The organism is Streptomyces sp. NPDC058401 (genome assembly GCF_042722885.1).
Lineage (GTDB): Bacteria > Actinomycetota > Actinomycetes > Streptomycetales > Streptomycetaceae > Streptomyces.
This window is the reverse complement of record NZ_JBHXKA010000194.1, coordinates 1-11,015: the sequence shown is the minus strand read 5'-3', so window position 1 is coordinate 11,015 and position 11,015 is coordinate 1. Positions and strand designations below refer to the sequence as shown.

The window sequence follows — 11,015 nt, the reverse complement described above, 5'->3', positions numbered from 1 at the left end:
GGATCCGTACGGATCCCGGGCCCCTCCTCGTGTCCTCGTGTCCTCGTGTGAAGCCCGCGGCCCGGCCGGGTCAGATCCAGCCGCGCCTGCCCGCCTCCAGCCCCGCCTCGAAACGGCTGCCTGCCCCCAGCCGTTCCATCAGCCCCGCCATCTGCCGGCGGACGGTGCGCAGGGAGAGGCCCAGCCGCTTCCCGGCCGCCTCGTCGGTGAGCCCGCCGGCCAGCAGTTTGAGCAACTCCCGCTCGGTCGCGTTGAGTTCCTCGTCGTCGGCGCGGCTCCGGGTGTCCGCCCCCAGCGGTACGGCGGCCTGCCAGGCCCGCTCGAACAAGGAGACCAGCGAGCTCACCATGCCGGGCGAAGTGGTGCACAGGGCGCCCGCCCGGCTGTTGTCGGGGTCCACGGGGACCAGAGCGGTGGTCCGGTCGACGACGAGCAGCCTGGGCGGCACGATCGGGCTGGTGCGCACCTCGCCGCCCAGGTCCGTCATCCAGCGCGCGTAGGCGTGGGTGGCGGGATCGTTGCGCACACTGTCCTGGTAGAGCGTCCTCATCGACACCCCCCGGCCCAGCAGGTCCTCGTCCAGCGGGCGCGAGGCGTCGAGGCCCGCCTGCGACTGCGCGCCCCCGGGCATGATGGACAGGCATTCCTCGCGGAGGTCGCGGGTCAGCTCGCGCAGCCGGTCCTGGACGGAGTCCAGTCCGACGAGCCGCTCGAAGGCGTCCACGTCCCGCTCCGGGCGGGCCGATTCGAGCCCGGCCACCATCCGTGCCACGGCCGCCTTGCCGCGCATCAGCTCCTCCTGGCGGCGCAGCACCTCGGCTTCCTGCCTGCGCAGGATCATCTCCAGGCCGACGTCCGGGCTGACGGTACGCAGCGCTCCCGGTACGTCCCGGGAGGGCTGGAGCAGCTCCAGGTCGATCAGCCGGTCCAGGCCGGCGCGTACTTCCGCCTCCGGGAGTTCCAGCGCGAGACACAACTCGGCTACTCCTGCGCTTGGTTCATCCAGCAGTCCTCGGTAGACCGCTTCCACGGACCGGCCCAGACCAAGTGTTTCCAACATGTCGATTCCCCCAAATCGAGCAACCGCGGGACCATCCTTCAGATGTCGCGCGGTGGGATGCATCCCCTGCACCGATTGTCCTTGCCGGGGGAGGTGATCTGCAAGATCGTTACGGTGGGGTGGCATCAAGGTGCCCGCACCTTGATGCCAGTCGGCAGCCCTTCCGGGGGCGTTCGGGGGCGGACAGGATGGTGTTCACCGGAAGGGAGCGGGGCCGCGGAAAGGGCCCGGATCCCCGGCCGGGAAACGCGTCAGAGCCCATCCGATCCTTCAGGGAGTTTCCGATGTCCAGGTCCGCCCGTATCGTCGCCGCAGTGCTCGCCCCCGCCGCCTTCACGGTCCTCTTCACCGTGACGGGGTCGGGCTTCGGCGGCGGGATGGGCTGGGACGCCCCGGCGCCCACCACGGTCGCCGCTCCGGCCGGCTCCGCGGTCGGCGCTCCGGCGGTCGGCACGAACGGGATGGGCTGGGACTAGCGATGCACATGATCGTCATCCTGTTGGCCGGCGGCGGGTCCGAAAGCCCGGACCGCATGGCTCTGCTGGAGGACTTACTGTGGGCCCACGCCGATCCGGAAGTGGACCTCGAACACCTCAGGGTGCGCCGGACCCGCAACGGCTTGGAGGCAGTCGCCCTGATGGGCGGCACATCCGAAGCCCGCGCCCAGCTCGGCGCACGGACCCTCCTGGAACGGGCCGGCAACGCCCTGGCGGCCCAGGGCTACACGGTGGCCGCGCCCCCGCTCGGCTGACGGCGACGGCCGTCGGGGATTGCGCTGCCGCGAGGCGGCTCCCCATCTGACACCGGCCCCTGTCGTACCTGACCAGGCTCTGTCGTATCCGACCGGCCCCTGACGCACCTGACCGGCCGATGCCGTACCTGATCGTTCTCTCCCTTACCTGAACGGCCCCTGCCCCACCGGTCGTTCCCCACCTGGTCGTTCCCCGCCCCGCCCGGCCGTCACGAGGCCGCCCGTCGTGGCGCCCGTGACCCCCCGCGGTGTCCTTCCCACTGTCGTACCCGCGTGCCGCCCGACCGCCCCCGGCCGTCGTGACCAGGCCGCACGCCTCCAGAGCCTCCGCAATACCCCACTTCGCTTCGCTCATCCATGTCTTCACACACAGGAGTTCTGTCATGCGCATGTCCAATAAGGCCGTCCGTACCGCCACCCGCACCGCCCTGGTGGCCACCTCTCTCGCCGCGGTGGCGCTCGGTGGCACGCTCCCCTCCCACGCCGCCACGCCCCCGGAGGCCCGTGCCGTCACACTGGCCGCGGCCACCTCGACCCTGGGCGGCCAGATCACCCAGAGCGAGATACTCCAGCGGGCCCAGACCTGGGTCGACGCACAGGTTCCGTACAACCAGGGGGCCACCTACCGGGACCCGCAGGGCCGGCCCTACCGCACCGACTGCTCCGGTCTGGTCTCCATGGCCTGGCACCTCAACGCCGGGATCGGCGCCGTCACCGGGACCCTGCCCAACTACTCCACCAAGCTCGCCAGCCTGGACGAGCTCCAGCCCGGCGACGCCCTCAACAACGTCTCCTCCCACGTCGTGCTGTTCGACAAGTGGACCGACTCCTCGCATACCGAGATGTGGATCTACGAGCACGCCAAGAGGGACACCAACGCCCGCCACGTCAAGACCACCAGGAGCTCCATCGTCGGTCAGGGCATGAGCGGCTACCGCTACAACAAGGTGGTCGAGTCCCCGGTCGCGGTTCCCGACAAGGGCATGACCGACGTGACGTCGGTCGGGGACATCACCGGGGACGGCGTCGGCGACGTGATCGCCGTGGACGCCACGACCGGCGAGCTCTTCCGCTACTCCGGCCCCAACTTCACCGGCGGCACCGCCCGCGTCAAGATCGGCAGCAACTGGGACACCATGGGCGACCTGGTGGGTGTGGGCGACCAGAACGGCGACGGCGTGGGCGACATCATCGCCACCGAGGCCACGACGGGCGACCTCTACCGCTACAACGGCCCCTCGTTCGCCGGCGGCACGCGGACCAAGATCGGGTCGAACTGGGACTCCATGCACGGCATGACCTCGGTCGGCGACCTCACGGGCGACGGCAAGAGCGACATCCTCGCGATCGAGTCGAGCACCGGCGATCTGTACCGCTACTCCGGTCCGTCGTTCACGGGCGGCTCCGCGGTCAAGATCGGAACCGGGTGGAACGTCTACGACCGGCTGGTCGGCGTCGGCGACCTCACGGGCGACGGCAAGAGCGACATCGTCGCGGTCGAGACGGAGACCGGCGATCTGTACCGCTACTCCGGCCCCTCGTTCAACGGCGGCAGCCGGGTCAAGATCGGCACCAACTGGGACCAGATGGTCAACCTGACCGGCCCCGGCGACCTGAACAAGGACGGCGTCCCGGACCTCCTCGCGGTCAACGCGTCCACCGGGTTCCTCTTCCGCTACTCCGGCCCCGACTTCAACGGCGGCGCCGCGGTGAAGATCGGCACCAAGTGGTAGTCCGCCCGGTCTGATCCGGTCCCCGAGACCACCCTCCCCGCACGGCGGGGCCGCCCCCGGCCACCTCGGCCCCGGCCCCGCCGTGCCCCCTGCCTGCGGCCGTCCGCCGCCGCCCCGCTCTTCCCTGCTCCGCCCTCCCGCGAGAACCCCGAGGTCTGTCTGTCATGCGTCCGCTCTTCCGGAAGAAGTCCGTCCTGCTGGCCCTGGTCGCCGCCCCCGTCGCCGCCCTGACCATCCCCCTGCTGACCGCCGCTCCCGCCGCGGCCGCCTCCATAGCCACCTGGGACAAGGTCGCCCAGTGCGAGAGCACCGGGAACTGGGCCAGCAACACCGGCCACGGCTTCTACGGAGGACTCCAGTTCACCAAGTCCACCTGGGAGGCCTTCGGCGGCACCAAGTACGCGGCGTACGCCCACCAGGCGACCAAGGAACAGCAGATCCGCATAGCCGAGAAGGTCCTCGCCACCCAGGGCCAGGGAGCCTGGCCGAACTGCGGCCCGGCCGCCAACCTCGGCGCCGACCACGCCGACCCCTACCCGTCCGAACCCGAGGGCCCGCAGGGCCAGATGACCAACCTGACCGGCGTCGGTGACCTGACCGGCGACGGGAAGGGCGACATGGTCGCCGTCGAAGTGGACAGCGGAGACCTCTACCGGTACTCGGGCCCGAACTTCAGCGGTGCCTCCGGCGCCCGGGTCAAGCTGGGCTTCGGCTGGAACAGCATGAGCGAGATCGTCGGCATCGGGGACGTGACCGGTGACGGCAAGGGCGACCTCCTCGCCGTGGAGAAGAACACCGGGGACCTGTACCGCTACGCGGGCCCCACCTTCGGCGGCTCCTCCCGGGTCAAGGTCGGCACCAACTGGGACACGATGAAGAACATCACCTCGGTCGGGGACGTGACCGGTGACGGCCAGGGCGACATCATCGCGGTCGAGAAGAGCTCCGGAGACCTGTACCGCTACTCGGGCCCGTCCTACACGGGCGGCTCCGCGGTCAAGATCGGCACGGGCTGGAACATCTACTCCTCGATCACCGGAATCGGCGACGTGACGGGTGACGGCAAGGCGGACATCGTGGCGGTCAACGCCACGACCGGCGATCTGAACCGCTACTCCGGCCCCTCGTACACCGGCTCTTCCATGGTCAAGGTCGGCTCCAACTGGGACTCGATGCGCTCGCTGGCCGGTGTCGGCGATGTGACCGGCGACGGCAAGGGCGACCTGGTGGCCGTCGAGAAGGCCAACGGCAACCTCTACCGGTACACCGGCCCGACCTTCGCGGGCGGCAGCCGCACCCAGATCGGCACCAACTGGTAGCAGCGCGGCGTCGCGTGGGAAGCCCCCGCCCCGCCGCCCCGCCACTCGGGCCGAACCCCGCCGCCCTCGGCCCGCGGCGCCCTCGGCCCCGCCTCCCGACCCCTTCCTGGAGCCCCAGCATGTCCCGTCGCCCCACCGCCCTCTGGGCCGCCGCCGCCGGCTCGGCGGTCCTCGCTCTCGCCGCCCTCGCGGTCGGCGCCGTCCCGGCCCAGGCCGACACGGTCAGCGCCTCCACCGCCCCGCCCCTGCGCTTCGTCAGCTACAACATCTGCGGCAACGTCTGCTCCGGCGCCTCGTACGACCAGCAGAAGCGGATCGACAGCATCGTCGCCCAGGCGGCCGTCACCACCTGGAACGCGGACCAGATCTTCCTCCAGGAGGTGTGCCGCCCGCAGTACGACGAGGTCCTCAAGCGCCTGGCGCCCCTGGGGTTCCACGGCTCGTACAGTGCGACCCTGACCGGGAACCCGTCGGTCTGCGGCGGTCACGACTACGGCAACGCGGTACTCGTCAGGGGGCCGGTCTCCGAGTCCGTGGAACTGGACCTGACGGTCGGCGGAGAGAGCGAGCCGATCAAGGTTCCGTGCGTGAAGAACCAGGTGCAGAACCGGGTCAACTGGGCCTGCTCGGTGCATCTCTACTGGGACAACGGGACGCTCGCCGCGCCGGAGGCCGAGCGGCTGGCGACCCAGGCCAAGGCCTGGCAGGACCAGGGCATACCGGTGGTGCTCGGCGGCGACTTCAACCACTCGCCCCGCACCTCCACGCTCACCCCGCTCTACGACACGGGCATCAACGACAACGCCCGCGGCACCTTCATCGAGGCGGACGAGACCGACGGCGAGTTCTTCGACCCGGCCGCCTGCACGGTGGGCCAGGAGCAGCGCTGCCGCTCCGGCGAACCGACCCGGGACGGCAAGAAGCTCGACTACGTCCTCTTCAGCTCGAAGCACTTCAAGTCACCGAAGGGCGACGTGCTTGCGCTCGACCCCTCCGTCTCGGACCACCAGATGGTCCGGGGTGCGGCCACCTGGGCCGACTGCGGGCCCTTCACACCGGCCGCCGGTGCGCTCTTCAGCCGGGACGCGTCCGGCGCGCTGTTCCGCTACTCCGGCCGCGGGGGCAGCCTGGCCGCCGCGTGCAAGACCGGCAGCGGCTGGCAGAGCATCGCGCGGGTGGTGCGCCTGAACGGTACGTCCACCCTCGCGGCCGTCGACTCCGCGGGCGGGCTGTGGCACTACCCGGCCGATGCGACCGGCGCCTACTCGGGATCGACCCGGGTCTCCGCGGGCACCGGCTGGGGAGCCTGGGACAAGCTGGTCTCGCCCGGCGACTTCTCCGGCGACGGCCGGGCCGACCTGATCACCCGCGACGCGGACGGAGGCCTGTGGCTCCACAAGGGCACGGCGGCCGCCGCCTACGCGGCTCCGGTGAAGATCGGTACGAACTGGGGCATCTACGCCGACCTGTTCTCGCCCGGCGACTTCACCGGTGACGGCCGGACCGACCTGATCGGGCGTGAGCCCGCCGGGGACCTGTACCTGTACAAGGGCGACGGCGCGGGCGGGTACGCGCCCCGGCTGAAGATCGGCTCGGGCACGGCCGGATACGACGCGGTGCTCTCGCCCGGCGACATCACCGCCGACGGCAAGGCCGACCTGCTGGCCCGGGACACCGCCGGCGGACTCTTCCTGCTGAAGGGCAACAGCACGGGAGACGGCTTCGGGGCCCCGGCCAAAGTGGGCAGCGGCTACCCGGCCGGCGGAATGCTGTTCTGATCCGCAGGCGGGGCGGGCCACCGCCTGCGCGCCCCGCCCGTGACACGCCACCGCCCCCGACCGGGAACCCGGTCGGGGGCGGTGGCGTGATGCCGGTGGCCGCGTGGTGGCGGGGCCTCAGAGTCCCTGGACCAGGCCCTTGAGGAGGGCCGCCGAGGTCAGCTCGGCCGGGGCGGGGCCGGCGTGGAAGAAGCCGACGTTGTCGGAGTTTTCGGCGGACAGCTTGCGCAGGAAGTCGAAGGCCTTGGCTTCGTGCTCGCCGAAGGCGACGAACTGCCAGTGGATGCCGGGGGCGGTGGTGGCCGCCTCGGCGATCGCCTCGCGGGCCGGGCGGACGCTGTCGGGCGCACCGTCCGTCTGGAACACGACCAGGGCCGGGCCCTCGCCGCCGTCCTTCTGGTAGCGCTCGACGACGGCCTCGACGGCCACGTGGTAGCTGGTGCGGCCCATCCGGCCGAGCTCCGCGTGCCGGGCCTCGACCCAGGCCCCGTCGTACGCGTCGAGGGACAGGTCGGCCGTGCCGTCCAGCTCGGTGGAGAAGAACACCGTACGGACGGTGGCCTCTTCGTCGAGGTGGGCGGCGAGGGCGAGGGCGTGGTCGGCGAGGTGCTGGACGCTGCCGTCCTTGTAGAACGGACGCATCGAGCCCGACCGGTCGAGCACGAGGAACACGGTGGCGCGGGCGCCCGCCTTCCCCTTGGTGCGCAGGACCTGTCCGGCGGCCTTGTACGCGGCTGCGAGCGGGGGCGCCTGCCGCTTGAGGGCGGCGAGGTCGTGCGCGGGGCCGCCTGCGGCGGCGTCGGCGGGGAGGAGGTCGGCCTCGGCCGCCGGGGCGGACTCTGCGTCGGGGGCGGCCGCCACCGGCTCGGGCTCGATCTCGACCTCGGGCTCGACCTCGGTGATGGCCTCCGCCTCGGCGACGATGGCCTCCGCCTCGGCGACGACCTCGGCCTCGGCCGCGACGGCCTCCGCCTCGGTGATGGCCTCGGCCTCGGCCTCGGCCGTGACGGGCTCCGGCTCGGCGGTCTCCGTGGCCTGCGCCTGCGGCGCGGCCACGGGCTCGGGCTCGGTGAGGGGTTCGGCCTCGGCCGTGACGGGCTCCGCCTCGGGCTCGGGGTTCGCGTCCGGGGTGGTTACGTCGGCCTGCGGCTCGGTGTCCGCCTCGGCGGCCTCCGGCTCCGGCTCGGCCTCCGCGGTGAGCGGCTCGGCTTCCGCCTCCGGCTCCGCCTCGGGGGCGGCTGCCTCGGGCTCGGCCTCTGCGGCCGGAGCGGTGATCGCCTCGGGCTCGGCCTCTGCGGCCGGAGCGGTGATCGCCTCGGGCTCGGCGTCTGCCTCGACCTCGGGCTCGGCCTTGGGCTCGCTCGCGGCTGCTTCGGCCGCCGGCTCAGCCGAGACCTCGGCTTCGACCTTGACCTCGGCTTCGGCCTCGGGCTCCGTCACGGCGGCCTCGGCCGCGAGCGGCTCCGGGGTGGTGGCGGGCTCCGGTGCTGCCTCGGGGGCCTCTTCTGCGGCGGCCGCGGTCTCGGCGACCGGGGCCTCAGCCTCGGCGACCGGTTCCGCTTCGGCGGCGACGGGCTCCGCTTCCGCGGCGGCCGGGGTCGGCGCCGGGGTGGACGGGGAACCCCCGGAGGGGGACCGGCGGGCCTCCGGGACCGTGGGGTCCGGGTTGGGGGCCGGGGCCGGGGCGGTGAGCACCGTGCCCGGTTCGCGGTCCCGGGGGGAGGACTGCGGGGGAACGGTGGGGTTGTCGAAGGAGGCGGCGACCAGTTCGGCGGCCGCGTCCAGGGGGGTGCGTTCGGTCTGGCTCGGGAGGGCCGCCGAAGTGGCGCCGGTCGTCTCCGGAACCTGTTCCGTAGTCCGTCCGAACACCTTGCGCAACAAGCTCCGAATACCCATGGGCCAGGCCTTTCGCATGAGTGCGTGCGTCATTTGTCCGTGAGGCGCGGTAGATCCCTGCCCAGAGTGGACACGTAAGGTTATCGGCCCCTTGGCTGGAACTTCGGGAGGGGCACCTTTCGTGGCGCCCGCGGCCCAAACACACCCGTTCCGCCCCTGAACTGCCGCTCCGACGTGCCGGATTCACCGGCCGTTCATCCATCGGCCGCCGCTTCGGCGCAACCCGCCCATAGCGTCACCGACGGATGGTTCCGACACGTTGTCGGGGACCGTGCATCTACGGAGGACACTCGTGCGCAAGCTCCTGCCGCTCATCGGCACTTCCCACGGGGGCGGCCGTTCCGCTCTCACCTGCCGCTACCGCTGCGGCGACGCCTGCTTCCACGAGGTGCCGAACACCAGTGACAACGAGTACGTCGGCGACGTCATAGCCCGCGCCTACTCCCGCCGCGCGATGCTCCGCTCCGCCGCGGTCGTCACAGTCGCCTCGGCCGCCGGTACCGCCCTCACGCTGAGCGGCAACGGCTCCGCCGCCTCCGCCGACCCCACCGCCGACGCGCAGCGCGCCGGCGCCGCCGGGGTCAACGCGCAGGGTGCCCGCGGCCTGCGCTTCAAGCCCGTCGCGCCGAACACCGTCGACCAGGTCACGATCCCCGAGGGCCACGAGCAGAACGTGGTCATCCGCTGGGGCGACCCGATCGTCAAGGGCGCGCCGGGCTTCAACCCGGACAAGCAGACCGCCGCCGCCCAGGCCGGTCAGTTCGGCTACAACAACGACTTCCTCAGCCTGCTCCCGCTCGGCGGCGACTACGAGCGCCAGCAGCTGCTCGTGGCCAACCACGAGTACACGGACGAGAACCTCATGTTCAAGGCGTACGACCCGGCCAACCCGACCCGCGAGCAGGTCGAGATCGCCTGGGCCGCGCACGGCCTGTCCGTGGTCGCGGTCCAGGAGGACCACCGCAGCGGCAAGCTGACGGCCATCAGCCGCCACCGCCTCAACCGCCGCCTGACCGCCACCAGCGAGTTCCGGCTGACCGGTCCGGCCGCCGGCACCGACCTGGTGAAGACCTCGGTCGACGCCACCGGCACCAAGGTGCTCGGCACCCTCAACAACTGCGCCGGCGGCACCACCCCGTGGGGCACCACCCTCCACGGCGAGGAGAACTTCAACCAGTACTTCGGCAACGCCGGCCTGGTCACCGAGCCCACCCAGGCGGCCCGCCTGAAGCGCTACGGCGTGACCGCAGGCGCCACCGAGCGCAAGTGGGAGCGGTTCGACAAGCGCTTCGACGTCGCCCAGGAGCCCAACGAGTCGCACCGCTTCGGCTGGGTCGTCGAGCTGGACCCGTACGACGTGAACTCCGTCCCGCGCAAGCGCACCGCCCTCGGCCGCTTCAAGCACGAGGCCGCGCAGCCCCGCCTGACCGAGGACGGCCGCCCCGTCGTCTACATGGGCGACGACGAGCGCTTCGACTACTTCTACAAGTTCGTCTCGTCGAAGCAGATGAAGAAGGGCGACTCGCGCGCGGCGAAGGAGCACAACCTCACGCTGCTCGACGAGGGCACCCTCTACGTCGCCAGGCTCACCGGCGACACCCCGGCCGCGGAGATCGACGGCACCGGCAAGCTCCCCTCCGACGGCGAGTTCGACGGTTCCGGCGTCTGGATCAAGCTCCTCACCTCCGCTCCCACCGGGAACGTCTCGCACGTCGAGGGCATGACCGCCGAAGAGGTGTCCGTCTTCACGCGCCTCGCCGGTGACAAGGTCGGCGCGACCAAGATGGACCGTCCCGAGGACGTGGAGCCGTCCCCGCGCACCGGCCGCGTCTACATCGCGCTCACGAACAACACGGACCGCGGCAAGCCCGGCAAGGAAGGCGCCACCGAGGCCAACCCGCGCAACCTGAACAAGCACGGCCAGATCCTGGAGCTCGCCGAGAACTTCGACGACCCGGCCGGCGACGGCTTCGCCTGGCGCCTCTTCCTGGTCGCGGGTGACCCGAACGACCCGGCCACCTACTTCGCGGGCTTCCCGAAGGACAAGGTCAGCCCGATCTCCTGCCCGGACAACGTGGCCTTCGACCCGCACGGCAACCTGTGGATCTCCACCGACGGCAACCAGCTCGGCTCGCACGACGGCCTGTTCGGCGTCGCGACCGCAGGTGAGCGCCGTGGTGAGCTGAAGCAGTTCCTGACCGTTCCGCGCGGCGCCGAGACCTGTGGCCCGCTCATCCAGGACAAGCGCGTCCTGGTGTCCGTGCAGCACCCGGGCGAGATCGACGGTGCGTCCGTCGAGAAGCCGCAGTCGGTGTGGCCCGACGGTCCCGGCAAGATCGTCCGCCCGGCGGTCGTGTCGGTCTGGCGCAAGGACGGCAAGAACATCGGCGTCTGACGCCCGGCCGTGGTGAGTTGACCCGAGCGGGGGCGGGGGATTTTTGAAGGGGAAAAAACACCGCCCCCCCACAAAAGCCGGGC

General features: G+C 71.6%; 8 protein-coding genes. 6 read left to right on the top strand and 2 right to left on the bottom strand.

All coding sequences use genetic code 11. The annotated features are described in order from the left end of the window. Positions 1-70: 70 nt before the first annotated feature. The gene (locus tag ACFWNV_RS37280) at positions 71-976 is read right to left on the bottom strand and encodes a LuxR C-terminal-related transcriptional regulator (protein WP_383955995.1); all 906 of its coding nucleotides are present in this window, start codon (positions 974-976) and stop codon (positions 71-73) included. A gap of 368 nt (positions 977-1,344) precedes the next feature. Between ACFWNV_RS37280 and ACFWNV_RS37275 the strand changes: the two genes are divergently transcribed. The 5 genes from ACFWNV_RS37275 to ACFWNV_RS37255 all read left to right on the top strand — a co-directional run bounded on the left by ACFWNV_RS37275 (position 1,345) and on the right by ACFWNV_RS37255 (position 6,641). Further along, on the top strand, positions 1,345-1,536 hold the full coding sequence (locus ACFWNV_RS37275) for a hypothetical protein (protein WP_383955992.1): 192 nt from the start codon (positions 1,345-1,347) through the stop codon (positions 1,534-1,536). Between the two features lie 2 nt (positions 1,537-1,538). Next, positions 1,539-1,811, top strand: coding sequence for a hypothetical protein (locus ACFWNV_RS37270; RefSeq protein ID WP_383955989.1), 273 nt, complete (start codon positions 1,539-1,541; stop codon positions 1,809-1,811). A 383-nt stretch (positions 1,812-2,194) separates the two neighbouring features. Continuing rightward, positions 2,195-3,544 carry an FG-GAP-like repeat-containing protein gene (locus ACFWNV_RS37265; protein WP_383955986.1) on the top strand — a complete coding sequence of 450 codons (1,350 nt, stop codon included), beginning with the start codon at positions 2,195-2,197 and terminating at the stop codon, positions 3,542-3,544. 164 nt (positions 3,545-3,708) lie between these two features. Beyond that, positions 3,709-4,863: a transglycosylase family protein gene (locus ACFWNV_RS37260; RefSeq protein ID WP_383955982.1), complete on the top strand. Its 1,155-nt coding sequence runs from the start codon at positions 3,709-3,711 to the stop codon at positions 4,861-4,863. A 119-nt stretch (positions 4,864-4,982) separates the two neighbouring features. Beyond that, positions 4,983-6,641: an FG-GAP-like repeat-containing protein gene (locus ACFWNV_RS37255; RefSeq protein WP_383955979.1), complete on the top strand. Its 1,659-nt coding sequence runs from the start codon at positions 4,983-4,985 to the stop codon at positions 6,639-6,641. A gap of 117 nt (positions 6,642-6,758) precedes the next feature. Here the strand turns inward: ACFWNV_RS37255 and ACFWNV_RS37250 are convergent, their stop codons facing one another. After that, positions 6,759-8,537: a VWA domain-containing protein gene (locus tag ACFWNV_RS37250; RefSeq protein WP_383955977.1), complete on the bottom strand. Its 1,779-nt coding sequence runs from the start codon at positions 8,535-8,537 to the stop codon at positions 6,759-6,761. A gap of 292 nt (positions 8,538-8,829) precedes the next feature. Here ACFWNV_RS37250 and ACFWNV_RS37245 point away from each other — a divergent pair, with 292 nt between their 5' ends. Further along, positions 8,830-10,932, top strand: a complete 2,103-nt coding sequence (locus ACFWNV_RS37245) for a PhoX family protein (RefSeq protein WP_383955974.1) — start codon at positions 8,830-8,832, stop codon at positions 10,930-10,932. The last annotated feature ends 83 nt before the right edge of the window (positions 10,933-11,015 follow it).